The 18,010-nt window shown below is 39.3% G+C and carries 15 protein-coding genes; 8 read left to right on the top strand and 7 right to left on the bottom strand.

Going from position 1 to position 18,010, the window contains the following annotated elements:
• From H5072_RS01480 to H5072_RS01465, 4 genes are all read left to right on the top strand, one after another.
• The coding region (locus H5072_RS01480; protein ID WP_310735865.1) for a non-canonical purine NTP pyrophosphatase at nucleotides 1-274 on the top strand (274 nt) is incomplete at its 5' end.
• Nucleotides 271-1,407, top strand: coding sequence for a radical SAM family heme chaperone HemW (hemW, locus tag H5072_RS01475; protein WP_002962575.1), 1,137 nt, complete (start codon nucleotides 271-273; stop codon nucleotides 1,405-1,407). The genes H5072_RS01480 and hemW, both read left to right, overlap by 4 nt.
• Before the next feature lie 79 nt (nucleotides 1,408-1,486).
• Nucleotides 1,487-3,322 carry a DUF885 family protein gene (locus H5072_RS01470; protein ID WP_182692460.1) on the top strand — a complete coding sequence of 612 codons (1,836 nt, stop codon included), beginning with the start codon at nucleotides 1,487-1,489 and terminating at the stop codon, nucleotides 3,320-3,322.
• A gap of 90 nt (nucleotides 3,323-3,412) precedes the next feature.
• Nucleotides 3,413-4,081 (top strand): hypothetical protein, encoded by a 669-nt coding sequence (locus H5072_RS01465; RefSeq protein WP_002962577.1) that lies wholly within the window; start codon nucleotides 3,413-3,415, stop codon nucleotides 4,079-4,081.
• Here the strand turns inward: H5072_RS01465 and H5072_RS01460 are convergent.
• Both H5072_RS01460 and H5072_RS01455 read right to left on the bottom strand, forming a co-directional pair.
• A complete protein-coding gene (locus H5072_RS01460; RefSeq protein WP_182692459.1) occupies nucleotides 4,064-4,501 on the bottom strand; it encodes a hypothetical protein in 438 nt (145 codons plus the stop codon). The two genes, H5072_RS01465 and H5072_RS01460, sit on opposite strands and share 18 nt — an antisense overlap.
• Nucleotides 4,502-4,821: 320 nt before the next feature.
• A complete protein-coding gene (locus H5072_RS01455) occupies nucleotides 4,822-5,538 on the bottom strand; it encodes an SIMPL domain-containing protein (RefSeq protein ID WP_002962579.1) in 717 nt (238 codons plus the stop codon).
• A gap of 114 nt (nucleotides 5,539-5,652) precedes the next feature.
• Between H5072_RS01455 and H5072_RS01450 the strand changes: the two genes are divergently transcribed.
• Entirely contained in the window at nucleotides 5,653-8,322 is a 2,670-nt protein-coding gene (locus tag H5072_RS01450; protein ID WP_039488310.1) for a bifunctional acetate--CoA ligase family protein/GNAT family N-acetyltransferase, read from the top strand.
• Nucleotides 8,322-9,275, top strand: coding sequence for an ion transporter (locus tag H5072_RS01445; protein ID WP_182692458.1), 954 nt, complete (start codon nucleotides 8,322-8,324; stop codon nucleotides 9,273-9,275). The genes H5072_RS01450 and H5072_RS01445 overlap by 1 nt, the downstream gene beginning before the upstream one ends.
• 16 nt (nucleotides 9,276-9,291) lie before the next feature.
• Here the strand turns inward: H5072_RS01445 and H5072_RS01440 are convergent, their stop codons facing one another.
• From H5072_RS01440 to H5072_RS01430, 3 genes are read right to left on the bottom strand one after another with little or no spacing between them, the layout of a single operon-like run.
• On the bottom strand, nucleotides 9,292-13,794 hold the full coding sequence (locus H5072_RS01440) for an EAL domain-containing protein (RefSeq protein WP_182692457.1): 4,503 nt from the start codon (nucleotides 13,792-13,794) through the stop codon (nucleotides 9,292-9,294).
• Nucleotides 13,795-13,819: 25 nt separating this feature from the next.
• Nucleotides 13,820-14,221 (bottom strand): GNAT family N-acetyltransferase, encoded by a 402-nt coding sequence (locus H5072_RS01435; RefSeq protein WP_024596205.1) that lies wholly within the window; start codon nucleotides 14,219-14,221, stop codon nucleotides 13,820-13,822.
• 14 nt (nucleotides 14,222-14,235) lie between these two features.
• Entirely contained in the window at nucleotides 14,236-14,439 is a 204-nt protein-coding gene (locus tag H5072_RS01430; RefSeq protein WP_182692456.1) for a DUF3283 family protein, read from the bottom strand.
• A 119-nt stretch (nucleotides 14,440-14,558) separates the two neighbouring features.
• Here H5072_RS01430 and H5072_RS01425 point away from each other — a divergent pair, with 119 nt between their 5' ends.
• Nucleotides 14,559-15,257 (top strand): ABC transporter substrate-binding protein, encoded by a 699-nt coding sequence (locus tag H5072_RS01425; protein WP_182196852.1) that lies wholly within the window; start codon nucleotides 14,559-14,561, stop codon nucleotides 15,255-15,257.
• Here H5072_RS01425 and H5072_RS01420 read toward each other — a convergent pair.
• Nucleotides 15,254-15,499 carry a DUF1289 domain-containing protein gene (locus H5072_RS01420; RefSeq protein WP_008170756.1) on the bottom strand — a complete coding sequence of 82 codons (246 nt, stop codon included), beginning with the start codon at nucleotides 15,497-15,499 and terminating at the stop codon, nucleotides 15,254-15,256. The two genes, H5072_RS01425 and H5072_RS01420, sit on opposite strands and share 4 nt — an antisense overlap.
• A gap of 105 nt (nucleotides 15,500-15,604) precedes the next feature.
• A complete protein-coding gene (locus tag H5072_RS01415; protein WP_182692461.1) occupies nucleotides 15,605-16,738 on the bottom strand; it encodes a 1-acyl-sn-glycerol-3-phosphate acyltransferase in 1,134 nt (377 codons plus the stop codon).
• Between the two features lie 389 nt (nucleotides 16,739-17,127).
• Between H5072_RS01415 and H5072_RS01410 the strand changes: the two genes are divergently transcribed.
• Nucleotides 17,128-18,010: D-2-hydroxyacid dehydrogenase (locus tag H5072_RS01410; protein ID WP_182692455.1), on the top strand; the 883-nt coding region annotated here is incomplete at its 3' end.

Raw genomic sequence — 18,010 nt, 5'->3', positions numbered from 1 at the left:
TTATCCTATTCGCAGTGCACGTTTTTGGTGTGTACTGGTGTTAATGCGCCACGCAGACGACCCGACTCCGCTTATTTGTAGTGCTAGTTGGGAGGGCGAAATTACGCTCACTCAAAATGGCAACGGTGGATTTGGTTACGATCCTGTGTTTTTTGTAGCAGAGAAAAATTGTACGAGTGCTGAGCTTACAAAAGAGCAAAAAAATGCAGTGAGTCATCGCGGACAAGCGCTGCAAAAATTATTACTAGAACTACAGCAAAAAGGCGGCCTGTGAACCTTCCACCACTGAGCTTATATGTGCACGTGCCTTGGTGCGTGCAAAAATGCCCGTACTGCGATTTTAATAGCCACGGACAAAAAGGTGAAATACCTGAAGCTGAATATGTTCAACACTTAATTGATGACTTGAAAGCAGATTTGCACTTAGTGCAAGGGCGTAAAATTCACAGTATTTTTATTGGTGGCGGCACGCCAAGCCTATTAACTGGTGCAGCTTATACCCGATTATTAAATGAAGTCGACAACCTAATTGGGCTTGAAGAACACTGCGAAATTACCCTTGAAGCCAACCCTGGTACAGTAGAAACAGGTCGCTTTAAAGATTACGTAAAAGCAGGCATTAACCGTATTTCTATCGGTGTGCAAAGCATGCAAAACGACAAGTTAAAAGCACTTGGTCGGATTCATGGCAGCGACGAGGCAAACTATGCCGCGCAACAAGCTAAAGAAGCCGGTTTAAATAGCTTTAACCTTGATTTAATGCATGGCTTACCTGGGCAAACACTTGATGATGCACTGAGTGATTTAAAACAAATAATAGCACTCGATCCACCGCATATATCTTGGTATCAACTAACTATTGAACCCAATACTCAGTTTGCTTCAAAACCCCCTACCTTGCCACAAGATGAAACACTGTGGGACATTCAAGAACAAGGGGTTGAGTTACTCGCGCAAGCAGGTTACGTGCAATACGAAATATCAGGCTATGCAAAACCGGGCTATCAATGCCAACATAACTTAAATTATTGGCGTTTTGGCGATTATCTCGGTATTGGCTGCGGCGCACATGGTAAGGTTACTGATGCAAATACAGGGCTTATAACGCGTACCGAAAAGGTTAAACATCCACGCGGCTATATGGATTTAATTAAACCGTATATGTATAAAAGCTGGCATGTAGAGCAAGACGATTTAGCGTTTGAATTTTTTATGAATCGCTTTCGCCTTGTTGAGCCTTGCCCAATCAATGATTTTAATAAACTAACAACACTGCCGCTGCAAAGTCAGCAAAGTGCATTAAACCAAGCAATAAATAAAGGTTTATTGACTCAAACAGACAGCCATTGGCAGGTAACCTTAAAAGGTCATCGCTTTTTAAATGACCTGCTAGAATTGTTTGTGTAGCGCTAAGGCACTGCACAACAATATAAAACTAATAAATATAAATCACCCTAATGGGTTTCTAACAACAAAAGGGAAAACAATGCGTAAACTCACTTTTATTGCGGCCGCAGTAAGCGTTGCACTACTTGCTGGTTGCCAGCAAACAACACAACAATCTACTTCAGCCCCTATTGCACAAGCAGTTCAATCACAACAAAGTGAAATAGACAAAGCCAATGCATTTTTTGAAGATACATTTAACCGCGATGTAATGAGCAGCCCTGTATATCAAACATACATGGGGATTAAGCAAGATTACGATAAATGGGACGATGGCAGCGAAGAAAGAAAGCTTAAAGATTTAGCACAAACAAAAGCTGACCTAGTTGCATTAAAAGCAATTAATCGTGATCTATTAGATGATGCAACAAAAGTTAGCTACGACTTAAAAAAACAGGATCTTGAAAGCTCAATTGCTGACTTTAAATGGCGCTACCATAATTACCCTGTGAACCAGATGTTTGGTACACATTCTATGATCCCTGCGTTTTTAATTAATCAGCACTCAATTAGTAATGTAAAAGAAGCTAAAGACTACATTTCACGCCTAAATGGTGTAACTGGTGTTATTGATCAGCTTATCGCTGATTTAACTGTACGTGCAGAAAAAGGCATCATAGCCCCTAAATTTGTATTCCCGCATGTTATTGATTCAAGCAAAAACATTATTCACGGTGCACCGTTTGAAAAAGGCGATGATTCTACATTGCTTGCTGACTTTAAACGAAAAGTAACAGCGCTTGAAATTAACCAAAACGAAAAAGACTCATTAATCAGCGATGCATCAGATGCATTAAAATCGGCTGTTAAACCATCTTACTCTAAGCTAATTAATTACCTAGCGCAGCTTGAGAAGCGTGCTGATGATCGCGATGGCGCATGGAAATTACCAGATGGCGAAGCGTTTTATAACAACGCACTTAAGCGCACTACAACAACAGATTTAACGGCTAAAGAAATTCATGCAATTGGTTTATCTGAAGTGACACGTATTCATGATGAAATGCGTGAAATTAAAGATAAAGTAGGCTTTAAAGGCGACTTAAAAGCGTTTATGCAGTTTATGAAAACTGACAAACAATTTTACTACCCTAATGATGCACAAGGTAAGCAACGCTACCTTGATGAAGCCACTGGACTTATTGATACAATGAAAACACGCTTAGATGAGTTATTCATTGTTAAACCAAAAGCTGATTTAAAAGTAAAAGCAGTTGAAGCATTCCGTGAAAAAGCTGCGGGCAAGGCATTTTACCAACAGCCAGCTCCAGATGGTTCACGCCCAGGCATTTACTACGCTAACCTTTATGACATGGAAGCTATGCCAACATATCAAATGGAAGCACTTGCTTACCACGAAGGTATTCCGGGTCACCACATGCAAATCGCTATTTCGCAAGAACTAGAAGGCGTTCCTAAGTTCCGTAAATTTGGTGGCTACACAGCATATATTGAAGGTTGGGGTTTATACTCAGAGTTTATTCCTAAAGAAATGGGCATGTACTCAGACCCTTACTCAGATTTTGGTCGTCTTTCAATGGAGCTATGGCGCGCATGTCGTCTAGTGGTTGATACGGGTATTCACGCGATGAAGTGGACTCGCCAAGAAGGTATTGATTACTACGTGAATAACACGCCTAATGCAACATCTGACGGTGTTAAAATGGTTGAGCGTCACATTGTAATGCCTTCACAAGCAACGGCTTATAAAGTGGGTATGCTTAAGATTTTAGAGCTTCGTGAAGACGCTAAAAAGCAACTGGGTGATAAGTTTGATATTCGCCAGTTCCACGACGTAGTACTTAAAAATGGTCCTGTACCACTAAATGTACTAGAGAACTTTGTTAATGAATGGGTAGCAAGCAAAAAAGCTTAAAACCAATTTAAACAATTGCTTTAAATATGAAAGGTCGCATTTGCGGCCTTTTTTGTTTTATAGTAGTAAAAAAGATTTTTGGAAATAATAATGGATTTAAGCATACAACTACTTAATGCGCGTATTTCAAAGCAACAGTTAAATGAGCTCGATAACGACTTTAAGCAGTTAAGCCCTGCTCAGCAAACTTTGCAGCTTAACCATTTATATGACAGCGCCCAACGGTTGAGTGTTAAGTATGACTTTATGCAAAACATAGCAACGCGGATATTAAGCTCTAACACAGCGCCTTCTCCATTTATTAATCAACTCACTAATATTGACGCATTGAGCTTTTTTACCCCTGCGCTGAAAGTAAATAAAGGCTTTTTAGTACAAGATACACAAGGAAATAACGTACTGCACAATGTGTTTAAGCATGCCGATGCGACAAAGCTGCCATTTAACTATGTGCGCTCTTTGATGTTGTTTGAATCAAATGATGAGTTAGCTAAAGCGCTGGCGCAGCCCAACTCTCATGGCTTAACACCGGTTGCCTGCTACATAGCCTATGCAAATAAACCTAGCACACCGGTAAAGCATGAATTTTCAGCTTTGTTAGCATTAATGGAAATAGAGCAAAAACAAAATCCTAACGCTAAACAACAGCTTGCCAACGTAATAAAAGGGCAAAAAGTTAACGAGACCACAATTTTACTGAGCGCCGCTTACTTGCAACGCTCAACGGCGCAAGTTGCTCACTTAATCAAGGCGCTTTAATTCACTCACAACTTCTGTACGCACACTGTCTATGGCATGTGTAATAGATTGCGCAGCACTTTGGTGATCAACCATATTTGGCCAATTTGTTTGCCAGACCTTTTGTAAGTCTTTTGTTTTTAAATGTACTTTATCAACGGCTAAGTAGCTTAAGTCATGAATTAAGTTAACTTTAACCCAGCCTTTTCTGGGGCTGCCATCTATTTTGTTATTATCGTAATGTGCCGCAAATACAATAAGCTCGGCTAGTTCTTGTAAAATTTGAAAGCTAGCAATGCGTGTATTATTGTTATCTTCACTTGCCTCCATCCGCCATGCATTATAACTAAAGCCTTTAAACGCAAATACTACGCTCGCTATAGCAGTGAAAAAATACGAACGGGGCGCCAGTACAAACTGACCATATTTAGACTCTGACATATTATTTCCTAGGGCCTGCTTATCTTTCGAGGTTAAATTTACAGCAGTATGTTTGGTATTTAGGCAAGGCAGAGCCTATGCAGCGTGGTTATTTCCCATAAATAGGCGGTAACGTGGAATAAATGCCAAACATGCGCTGCCGAAGGGTTCTGCCTAGGGGCAATTTACTCTTTGTTGCCTACATGGATGTAGGTAAGGGGCGTGAGCAGGACGCGGAAGCTTTGCTCGGTTTTTACTTAGCCCGCTAGGTTACAAACCTCACGCCGCGATTAAATCGCCCCAAGATTGAACAAATTTTAATCCTGAAAGGTCAACAGGCCCTAGTCATTTAAATAATATTCAACACTGGTTACCACTCTTATATTTTTTATTTGCGGTGTGTTTGAATCTCGATTACTGATACTAAATTGCCCTTGGCGAGCTGTTTTTATTTTGCCTAATTTTGAATTAGAGTCTTTAGCAAATTTATTAGCGACTTCACGCGCTTTTTCAGTTGCTTCTTGCACCATCGCAGGCTTTACATCATTGAGGCCAGTAAAGATGTATTCAACTTTTGTTTCGTAGCTATCTTGCACTATTGCGATATCTTGTTTAGCAAGTTGGCTTACTTTACTCAGCGCGTTTTGCACTTTATCTGGCGCAGCAGAATAAACAATAATATTTGAGCGCACTATGTATCTAAATTGTTGATTTTCATTACTGTATTCACGTGCTTGCTTATCAATAACTGACTGGCTACCTATTGTTATTTCATCGTCGTCAAAACCATGGAGTTTTAAAAAAGCAGTTACCGCATCATTTTTTTTCTCAACTCGGCTTACTAATTTTTCAAGGTTATTGTCGGCATCACTAAATTGCAGAGGCCAAATTACCGTATCGGCTATTACTTCTCGCTCGGCCAATCCCTTAACCTGCACAGTACGTTCCATCCCTTTCACACTCAAAGCGGTACTTTTTAAAATAAACCCTAAGCTAATTAAGCCTATACTTAAACAAATAGCCGCTATAACAATGTAAAAACCGGGGGTTTTATTCACAATAATCTCCTTGATTGATATCAATAATAAGCATCGAGACGCTCGAAATAACACAGTAAACAGGGTACATTGAGACTATAAATAACGCAAAATTTAATCAGCCTAGGAAAAACCATGAGCCTTAAGCGTATAACCCAATTTTTTAACCCAAGCTCAGTGGCCGTTATTGGCGCCTCTAACATATCAACTCGGGCTGGTTTTGTGGTTATGCGCAACTTACTTCAAGGTGGCTTTAAAGGGCCAATAATGCCTGTTACTCCAAGCCATAGCGCAGTACATGGCGTACTTGCTTACCCTTCTATTGCTGACTTACCAAAAGTACCCGACCTTGCTGTTATTTGTACTAACAAAAACACCTTAATTGATATTATTGAGCAGCTTGGAGAGCTTGGCTGTAAAACCGCTATTGTTATTGCCGATGGGCTGTCTGGGGAGCAAAAAAGCGCGCTTAAAGCATGTGCTCAAGCCAAGCAAGTTACTTTGCTTGGACCCAACTGTTTAGGCTTGCTGATCCCTCATATTGGTTTAAATGCGAGCTTTTCACATACCGTGGCAAGCCCAGGTAAAATAGCATTTGTATCACAATCAGCAGCAGTATGCTCAACCATTTTAGATTGGGCTAAAAACAAAGAAATTGGCTTTTCATATTTTGTATCAGTAGGCGATTGCCTTGATATAAACTTTAATGAACTACTCGACTTTTTAGGTCGTGATGCTAAAACCAAAGCTATTTTACTCTACATAGATAACATTGAAGATATTCGTGGCTTTATATCAGCAGCAAGAGCCGCGGCCTTTAGTAAGCCTGTAATTGCGATTAAAACAGGTAAAACAACTGCGGGCGCACTTGCAGCCGAAATTCACACCGGTGGAAAGCAAAGCTCTGACGCTGTTTACGATGCGTTATTTCAACGAGCGGGTATGCTGCGTGTAAATGATTTACGAGAGCTATTTGCAGCGACACAAACACTCGCCATGCATCCAAAATTATTAAAAGTAGAACAACTGACAATTTTAACTAATGGTGGCGGCCCGGGTGTTATGGCTGTTGATGAGCTAATTCAAAGCTCCGGTAAATTAGCAGAACTAAGCATTGAAACCCGAAATGCGCTAAATAAAGTCATTCCACAATCAGAAACCACCTCAAACCCTGTGGATATTTTTGGCGACTCAGCACCTGCGCGTTATAAGCAAGCATTAGAAATTTTACTGCACGCAAAAGAAGTTAAAAACTTACTGATTATCCATACTCCCTCAGCGCTTGCGCCCAGCGAAGACTACGCCAACATTATTGTAGAAACCTTACAAACATTACCCAAAATGGCGCGCCCTTACGTTATAACTAACTTTATGGGTGAAGACGCATCTTACGCCGCCAGAAAAGTGTGCTCAAACAACGCAATACCCACTTATCGTACGCCCGAAGGGGCTGTAGGCGCATTTATGCACTTGGTAACGTATCGTCGTAACCAAAAGCATTTAACGCAAACACCTGAGTCGAACACTGATGACGCTAAAATAAATAAGGTGGCAGCTAGAACCCTTATTAATGAGTTTTTAGATGATGGACAAAGCTACTTACCTACTCATCAGGCAAGCCAAGTATTGAACCACTATGGTATTAAATGCATTCAAACTGAGGTCGCTTACACCCCAACAGAAGCCAAAGAGCAAGCCATAGAGCTTGGTTTTCCAGTCGCATTAAAACTGATTAGTCCAAGTATTGCCTCAAAGTCTGAAGTAGGTGGGGTGGTGCTTAATTTAAACGACGCCAACGAGGTTGAACAAACTGCTTTTGCGATGCTTATCCGTATTAAAAACACTTATCCGGATGCTGTTATTGAAGGGTTTTCATTACAAAAAATGGCGCCGCGAGCAGGCGCAAATGAGCTGCGAATTGCAATTAAAACCGAGCCTAATTTTGGCCCAGTTATATTATTAGGTGAAGCAGGCACCGGCCTTGAATATGCACAAGCCGCCGTTGCTCTGCCTCCACTGAATATGAACTTGGCAAAGTATTTAATTGCCGCAGCGCACGACAAAGGCGTATTAAAGGAGCGCATACTCCCCGAGAAAGTTGATAAGTATCGTTTATGTGCACTGCTAACGCGTATTTCTCAGTTAGTTATTGATCAACCCGATATAAGCTCAATGGAACTAAATCCTATACTTGCCAGCAATGGACAGTTTTTAGTGCTCGATGCCACTATGACACTTAACCGCTATCAAGCTCAGAGCAATCGTAAGCGCTTATCTATTCGTCCCTACCCTATTGAACTTGTTGAAGTGGTAACACTTAAAAATAACACTCAAGCTACGCTCAGACCGATAAAACCGGAAGATGAACAAGCCCATAAAGTATTTGACGAGTCACTTAACAAAGAAGACAGATATAAACGCTTTTTTGGCGAGCTTCCACAGTTTAACCACGATCAACTCGCTAAAATGACGCAAATTGATTACGACCGTGAAATGGCGTTTATTGTGTGCCAACGCTTTGAAGGTAAAACCCGTACACTGGGTGTGTCTCGCGTCATTATGGACCCCGATAACCTACATGCTGAGTTTGCTATTGTAGTACGCTCAGACTGCCAAGGCTTAGGGCTTGGTCGTATACTAATGAGCGCTGCAATTAATCACTGCAAACGCCAAGGTGTAGAGTCGATTGAAGGCATAACCTTACCAGAGAATACAGGGATGATTGAACTTGCCCGTAAGCTAGGTTTTAAAATTAGTCGCGACTTTGAAGAAGGCAGTATTAACATGGTACTTAAACTTAAATAATGAATGAACCGCAAACTTTACGCCAAAAAATGGCTTGCCTGTTTGAAGGTACAGGTCAATATCAACGTTCAGGGCATATTCTTGATATTGCACTCATTAGCTTAATAATGATTAACGTTGTAGCCATTGTTATTGAGTCAATCCCAAGTGTGGCAGAGCAGTATTACTACGAATTCTTAGTTTTAGAAATTGTATCGGTCGCTATTTTTGCTATTGAATACTTAGCCAGGCTTTGGGCCTGTGTAGATAAAACACAATATGAAGCAATGGAAGGCTCAAACAGTAAACGCAGATTAAAGTATTTTTTATCACCACTTGCGTTAATCGACTTAATAGCGATTTTGCCAAGCTTAATGATGTTTTTATTTCCTCTCGATTTACGTTTTTTACGCATACTCAGATTATTAAGAGTATTTAAACTCACTCGCTACTCACGCGCCATGCAACTACTTTTAAAAGCCTTTAACGATGAAGGTAGTTCATTAATGGCTGCTTTTTTTATAATGGCCGTTGTGCTTATTTTAGCTTCATGCGGAATTTATTTAATTGAGCACGATATACAACCCGATAAATTTGGCTCTATTCCTGCGGCTATGTGGTGGGCAATGGCAACACTAACGACCGTTGGTTATGGCGATGTAGTACCTATAACGCCATTGGGTAAGTTTTTCGGTGGCGTTATCACACTACTGAGCATGGGTATGGTCGCTATTCCTACCGGATTACTGGCGTCTAGTTTTTCAGAACAGATACGTAAACGCCGTCAGTTTTTTGAAGACGCTGTGCACGAGTCAATTCAAGATGGCACACTTAATGACACCCAACAAGTACACCTAGAAGAGCTACGCCATAAGCTAGGCTTGAGTAAACTTGAAGCTAATAAGGCCATTAAAACGCAGTTAAATGAGCATAACAGCCATTTGTTTTGCAGACACTGCGGTAAAAGGCCCTAAATCCGTGCGACTATTCTCAATTGAATATATCACTCCAATCGCGATTAATAAGCGCGAGTACTTCGGTATTAGGTACCGGTTTACTAAATAAATACCCTTGGAAATGCTTGCACCCTCTCGCCTTTAAAAAAGCAAGTTGGTGCGAGCTTTCTACGCCCTCAGCGACACACTCTTTGCCTAAACTATCTGCAAGCGCGAGTGTTGATTGGATAATGGCCTCATCATCAGAGTCTATGCCTATGTCTTGTACAAAGCTTCTATCTATTTTAAGTACATCAATAGGGAAACGCTTTAAATAAGTAAGTGATGCGTAACCTGTACCAAAATCATCCATGTACAATCTACAACCCAACTTTTTAAGTTGTTCCATGCTGTGCAGCGCTTCTTTTGAATCACGCATTAATATTGATTCGGTTATTTCAAAAACAATTGCCTCAGATGATACACCTGAATTATTTAACGCTTTTTTAATTTCAGGTACGAGTTCTTTAAACTCAAAATCTAGTGCTGATAAGTTAATAGATAAATACAGGTTAGGTGAGGCTTTTCGCCACTCTTTTAACTCCAATAAAGCGCGCGCAAAGGTCTGCAGCATAATTTTTGTAATTAAGCCTATCCCCTCTGCAGCCAGCGAAAACTCTTGAGTTTGTACTAGTTTATTTTCGGGCCAACGCAGCAGCACTTCAAAGCCTTCTGTTTTTTGGCTCTTAGCATTAATAATAGGCTGATAGTAATTACAAAACTCTTCTTCTCGATACGCTCTAGTAAGCTGAGATTCAAGATGCAGCGCTCTTTGAACATGCTGGTTCATCTCTTGCTTATAAAACTGGTAGCGCCCTTCTAAAGAGTCTTTTGCATGATATAACGCTATGCTCGCAGCTTTTAAAAGTGCGGGGCCTTGCTCTGCGTCATCTGGCGATATCGACACACCAATACTTAAATTAACGTTTACAACTTGACCATTAATCGCAATATTTTGATTCACGCAATCCATCAACTTAGTACATATTATAAGTACTTGCTCTATCTGATGAATATCTTCTACTAACACGACAAACTCATCGCCACCAAATCGCGCAACACTATCCGATGGTCGCAAAGAGCACTTTAAGCGCTCAGCAACTTCTTTAATTAGCTCATCAGCCGCTTCGTGCCCTAATGAGTCATTAAAGTATTTAAAACGTTTAATATTGATATGTAACAAAGCCACTTTGCATCCATGCAGTTTTGCTTGTTCAAGGGCGTGTTCAACGCGGTCATTAAATAATGTACGATTTGGCAGCCCAGTTAAGGCATCGTAGTTGGCCAATAGGTGCAGCTCGTTTTCAGCTGATTTTTGTGCGTTTATATCGGTTAAAATAATGACATAACTATTAAGGCGCTGCTCGTTATCGGCCACTGCACTTATTTTCACAAGTACATGACGCGATTCACCATTAGCTAAAACCACACTGTCTTCGCACGAAAAATGCTCCCCAACAGATAGCTTTTGCATAATGCGTAAATAATCAAAACGATTGCTGCGCGATATACCTAAATTTAAAGTCCGGCTAGATAACGACTCAGCGGTGAAGTTAAAGGCGGTTTGCAGTGATTTATTAGAAGCCCGAATATTTAAGTTTTTATCGAGTATAAACACCCAATCACGTGTTTGCTCAAATGCTGCCGTAAATAGTAAAGCGTGTTCTTCAAACACCATCTCACGGGTCATATTTGTATAAGTACCCGCTACTTTTTGTGGAGTTTTATCATCCCACTCAACTACTTTTCCAAAGTCCTTATACCAGCGCCAATAGCCTTTTGCATGGCGCAGGCGGTAGGTACAATTAAAGTAGCCTTTATCGGTAGATAAAAATTCAAGCCACTCTAAGCGAAATAGCTGTTTGTCCTGCGGATGAATTTTAGATAAATATTCATCAAGGCTTACGGTTTCATTTTCGTAGCTTAACTCACTGGCTAAGCGGGGTTGGTAAATGCTTGGGTTGCTCGACTCCCAATCCCAAACACCCGATTCGCTGCCTTCAAGCGCTAATTTTAAACGCGCTTCGCTTTCTTTACTTTCTTTATTTGCTGCCAATAAAATACGCTGAATTTTATTACGGCGCATAACCCACATAACAACAAAACCAATAAACAGCATGGCGTAAAGCACCATAAAATAAGGTGCACGCCAAAGCGGATACTTTACTTTTATTTTTAAAATAGCAGGCGAGGTATATTCGCCAGTCAGGGGGTCTTTAGCCCAAACTTTTAATTGGTAATTACCTGGATTCAATTTTGGAAACAATACGCGGTTGTTATTTCGAGTATAACTTTTTTGTCCGTTATCGAGTTGATACTCATAAATGATGCGTTCTTGATTACTAAATGCCATGGCCGAAAATGCCACTTCAAGCCCAATATCATCATGATTTAACACAACTTCGTTGAGCGGCTGTTTTAAATCAAGCGATAGATCTCGTGACATTAAATCAACTCGCGTAATATTTACGTGATCAATAAGTGACTGGTAATTTTGGTTTTCCATTGGGTGAAAATAAGTAAAACCTTTTAAGCTACCATACGCAATATGGCCGTCTTTGAGCTGTGCCATGGCGTTACTATTAAACTCAGCAGAGAGTAGCCCTTCTGACGTAGAAAATTGTTGAAAATGCAGTGTTTCTGGGTTTAATCGCCAAATGCCTTTATGGCTACTCATCCAGATCATGCCATCATCATCTAGCACCATATCGTAAAGCAATGTGCCTAATTTATTCTTCTCTAAATCGATTGTATGTACTAATTGATAAGTAGATGCGTCAAGGCCTATCAAGCCAAAATTAGAAAGTGATATCCACAATATATTGTTGTTATCAATTAAATAAGAAAGCACGCTAATGGCTACGTTTTCGTGCTGCTTTGGCACTTTGTAAATCATTTTAAGTGCTAAATCACTTGGGTTTACTTGATATAAAATTCCAGCATTAAAAAATAGTGGCGAGTCTGGCTTATTGCTCAACGCGGGTAAAAAACCATGAGCTAAAAAGGGTTCAAACTGGTCAAACTGGCCACCCAGACGCGTTATTACTTGAGAATCTATATTGTATATAAATACCCCATGATCTGAGTGCACAAAGTATAGATCGCCATTTGGCATTAGTGTAACGCCATGCACTCTACCAGTAATCAGCTCTTGATCAGCAGGGTTATGCACTTTTGGTTCGCTAACTTGATGCGTTACAGGGTCAAAAATAAATAAACCACGGTTTGTATAAAGCCATAAATTATCTTTATAGGGCGTTATTTCATATACGGTAAACTCAGTGGTGAGTAAGTCGACTTTGTAGTCTTTTAAATAAGCTTTACCAATATTTGTTTTTAAATCAACCTCGGTAATACCGTTATGCGTTGCAAGCCAAAGCTTGTCTTTATATTCGGTAATCCCCCAGATAGAGTGATGTGATAAACCATCCCCCCCGAGCAAAGTGCCATCGACATTATTAAAATGATAGCTGTCGTGAGATAAGTAAAACGCTCCATCAGTCTTAGTCGCAACCCATGTACCACCCGATTTATCTTTAGCCATATCAATAATACTGGTATCGGCAAGTGTGTACTTACTTTTGGCTATTCGAGTATTTTTAATCAGCTCTTTTGTGTTTAAATCAAATTTAAACAAGCCTTTGTCGGTAGCTAAATCTATTGTTCCGTGTTCGTTTACTATGCTCCAAACATTTAAGTCACTTAGTAATACCTTACTTTTAAAAGGTAAATCTGGGCGTTCAAACATTTTTGATAAGTTACTAATATCAACTTCGTATAAGCCTTGTACCGCCCCTACTAACAACTGTTTATTTTCACCTAATGCGAAAGACTTCACATTATTTTGGTAAATATGTTCAGCTTCACCTTTTAAATGCTGTAGAGGTCTAACTTGCTCGGTGGCAATATCAAATACGTATGCACCATGGCTTGTACCTATAAATATATAACCATTGTAGGCAAACAGCTTTCTCACAAGGGTATTTTTATATTTAGCAGGCAGCTCAAAAATAGTTGTTATTTTTCCGGTTGCGATATCAAGCTTTGCAAAGTCGCGGCCTCGCCCAATCCAAAGTGTTTTTTTATCAACAGCCACCATACTAAAAACAGACTGATTGATAATTTCTTCTTCACTGGTCGGTTTTTCTAGAAATTGCTGATATGAATCTGTTACGGGGTCGTATCTAAACAGGCCTGCAAGTAAAGAGGCTATCCAAATGTGCCCTTGAGGGTCTTGGTAAATACGATCGATGATCGCCTCTTCTAACTCACCATTAGGGCCGTTTATTGGAATAACTTGATAGCCATCATAACGATTAAGCCCGGCCTCTGTCGAAAGCCAAAGGTAACCGTTAGTGTCTATAAGCATTGTATTAACGTAGCTTTGTGATAAGCCTTCGCTAGGAGATAAACGTTTTACTTGTGCCCCTACTTGGCAACTTAGAATAGTTATTAAAACTACAAAGCAACTAATGATCCCATTAACGTATTTACTCATGCTTATTCCATATTATTATTTATTATTATGGGTACTCTAGAGCGACTATATTTCGATGTTTGTAAGTATCAAAAAGTACTTGTAAAGCAAGAGTATATGTTAACACCTGGTTAAAACCAATAGCACAATATAAATCAGCTACGTTTTCATATGCGAAGGTCTTTATCTCTCTATTTTGCGACTTTAAGAGTGTTGAAAGCAATTGTTTTGCAATCCCTTTACCGCGATGTTCCAGCGCAACAAACATGGTAGATAAAAATAAAAACTCTGTTTTATCTTGTAACCTACATGCTGCCACTATTTCATTATTATAGTAAGTAACCCATACCTTATCTTGTTTATTAGCACGCCCTCTTACGCTGTGCTTTTTGTAGAATTTATTCACAAGTGGGGTTTTTAGTTCATTTAACACTTCAACTTTATACATTTTTATATCGATATTTAGCTAAGCATTAGCGCTAAATACTGTTCAAATTTTTGTTTCAAAACCATTTGCTCTGCCACTGGGCGGCTGTGGATTGTGTTGTAAACTTGCTCTCTCGTTTTTTTATTACGCTTAATTTGATACGCCCAAAAAGACGCTTCATAATCTAACTGAATTTGATATTTTCCTTCACGTGGTAATAGGCATAAATTAAAACTCACAATACTTCCTCATTCGCTTTTAAGATTATTTGATTCCCCCTCTAAACTGGGCAAGAGGTAATCTCCTTGTTATTATACGCGTCTTATTTTATTTATTTCTGTAGTAATTGGAACTGATAATGAATAGACATTTTAGTATCTTGTTATTATTGGTAAATTTATTTTTTAGTGCCTCTTGTTTTAGTCATCAATACAACCTCACTTTTAATCGTCCGCAAAGTACACCTCAAGCTGATTATGCCTTAGAGCTATTAAAGTTAGCATACGCAGATATCGGTTTTAAAATACATATAATCGATTTTAGTCACCAAAATGCTTTGCTCGCTGCAAATAATGGCGTACTTGATGGGCAGTTAGGAAGAGATGCAAGCGTTGAAGAAAATTACGAAAACTTAATTAGAGTCGATTATGAGCTATTTAAGTTTGACTTAGTATTATATAAAAACTGTTTACCTAACAGTTTAGAACAGCTCGATAGCGTCGCAATTGTTGATGGCTACCCTGTGCAAGAACATTATTTAGCAAGCACACAGTTTGCAGGGAATATTATTAAAGTTAAAAGCATGAATACCCAACTTAATTTGCTTGCTCAGAAAAAAGTACAGGGAGCTTTGATGATTAACTTTATAATGCAAAATAATGAGCTCCCGTCACCTCAAGGCTGTTTTGTAAAAGAAGTATTGAGTACTTATCCGCTTTATCATTATTTAAATAAACGTAATGAAAACTTAGTAGAAAAGCTTAAAATGTCATTAATTAACCTAACTAACAATGGCACTGTGTACGCACTAAGAGCCAAATATGGATTAAGCTTTTAAAAGTCGAACCCTTGCTGCTGCGCCTGCGTGCTTGGCACTGCATTTTGCTGCTTTTTTTGAAGATAGCGCTTGTAGCGCTGCTGGCACAAACTAAGCACCTTCTTTTTTTGGTCGTTCGATAAGGTATTCCACGAAAAGCGCTCATCCCGACTACGATAACACCCTTTGCAATACCCTCTGTTGTTAACTAAGCAAATACTTTTGCAAGGACTTGGAATATCAAATATTTCAATTTGTTGCATGCATAAGTACCGCCCAGTTGAAGAGGAGGTATTAGTATAGCGTTATTTTTGAGCAAAAAAAAAGCAGCAATTTAATTGCTGCTTAGTTTTGTTGAGCTGGGATTATTAATACTCACAGCTATTGGTATTTATCTCTGTTTTACGGTGAAATGGCTTAGCGTACATGGCCAGCACTAACGGTTTTAACTCTTCTGGTACACAGGCTAAACGCTGTTCAAACGTCGCTGTATCTGGAGAGTCTATTACCGCCTCTTTACAGCCACCAGCAATGTAATTACCTGGGTGCAAATAAAACGAATCTACAATTTGCCTATCAATTGTTTTAGCAAGCTCTTCAGCACTATCACATTTAGATTCGATTGGCTGTCCAAATGCTAAATGCACATGCCCTTTAGCTGAACTAAAACCTTCAACAATACTGGCAATATCTTCACCCGCTGACTTAATATATTCACCATGATGCTGTTTATGATAAAGCTCTTTAGCCTTAGCAATTGCACACGGTTCATATTGATAAGAAATAGAAACAGGCACTATTTTTAACTCTTTAATATAATCGCCAAATTCTTTCTTTTGTTTACGTCCATTTAATTGCAACATTTTTAAAAGGGCAGGATCTGTTTGATCAAAACCGTCTTTTGCACGTCCTTCTTTTTGTGCAATCCAAATAGAATTTCCACCGAGTAAAGAGTCATAGATATATGACGATAACTGGGTTAATGCTTTTAACATTTCTTTTGGTGCTTTAGCAGAGCGCTTAACAATGAAACTTTTATTTAAACGCATAAGCTCAGTAATGTAAGGTATTTGCAATAAATTATCGCCAATAGCAATACGCACTGTTTTCATTTTATGCTGATATAAACCCCAATTAACTAATGCAGGATCAAGCACTATGTCTCTGTGGTTTGAAATAAATAAATAGGCCTGATTAGCGTCTAACTGATCTAGCCCAGAAAAGGTAACTTTTGATGTGGTGCGCTTCACTAGTTTATCTAAGTATTGCGCCACTTCATTTTGCACATCTTCAACGGTGCTTACTTTGCCCCATTTTTTGCGTAACTGACTTCTTACCATTGGACGTGCAATAAAAGGCACTGCCGATAAAAAGCGCGGTAAATTATACTTTGCTATTACATCAATAAACGCATCATCGTTAATCAAACGTGTAAGCGACGCCGCAACTTCGTCGTCGTTGTATGGGCGTATATCTGCGTATTTATCTTCTAATTCACTCATTACTACATCTACAATGTTAAAAAACGGCACGCTAAAGCGCACCGTTTATGTCTATATCCGATTATAACTCAGCCAATCTAAAATGCGAAATAACCAAAAAAACGATTTTTTATTTTAGCAACTTGCTTTAAAGCCGAGTTTAATTAACTTCTATGACCACAGGCTTGCTTATAAGTGCAAAAAAACTGATCAGTCTAGCAAAATACCATGTTCTCAATCTGCTAGTGGGCAGACCACTACTACATAGCCCTATAATCATTTGGTAGTAATAGCATTAACAAAGCCTTTCTTTCGTAGTACCTTAAGCTCATATTTTATATTTTTGATGGATCGTAAGCCTCTTTTTTACGATTTTAACTCTTTCAGATCCACTTATTTTAGGGCTCATAATGAACATTACTATTCTTGATAACGCAACGTTAGCTAAAACATCTCTTTCGTGTATAGAACAACTTGGTAAATTAACGACTTATGAACTTACCAGCCCAGAGCAAGTTATTGAGCATTGCCAAGGCGCTGATGTATTAATCACTAATAAAGCAGTTTTGAATCGCGATACAATTAGTCAGCTAACACAACTGAAATTAATTTGCGTAAGTGCAACCGGTACTAATAATGTTGATTTAGAAGCCGCTAAAGAATTTGGTGTTGCCGTAACTAATGTAGCTGGCTACTCAACCCCTTCAGTTGTTCAACATACATTTTCTTTAATTACTAACTTACTGGGTAACACCCACCGCTATCAGGCGGATTGCCAGCAAGGCGCATGGCAAAAAAGTGAAATGTTTTGCATACTCGATTACAGCTTTAACGACTTGCAAGGTAAAACATTTGCCATTATAGGCGGCGGTACGCTAGGCAAAGGCGTTGCTAAAGTGGCTGAGGCATTTGGCGCTAATGTTATTGTTGCAGAGCGTAAAGGGGTTAAATGTCGCGATGGTCGTACGCCTTTTGAAGACGTCATTAAAACAGCCGATATAATCAGCGTACACTGCCCGCTTACAGATGAAACACGTGATTTAATCGCACTTAATGAGCTTAAAATGATGAAGCCAAGCGCTATAATTATTAATACAGCACGTGGTGGTATTATTAACGAAGCCGACTTAGCAACAGCGCTTGAGCAAAACCTAATTGCTGGAGCGGGTGTTGATGTACTAACTAAAGAACCTGCTGAAGCTTCAAATCCACTTGCTAATTACACAGGCAATAACTTATTACTTACTCCACATATTGCATGGGCAAGTACTGAATCTATTGTGCGTTTAATTA

The organism is Pseudoalteromonas sp. SR45-5 (assembly GCF_014163565.1).
In the GTDB taxonomy this organism is placed as follows: Bacteria; Pseudomonadota; Gammaproteobacteria; order Enterobacterales; family Alteromonadaceae; genus Pseudoalteromonas; species Pseudoalteromonas distincta.
The sequence above is the reverse complement of the archived record's forward strand: the minus strand, read 5'-3'. Positions and strand labels throughout refer to the sequence as shown.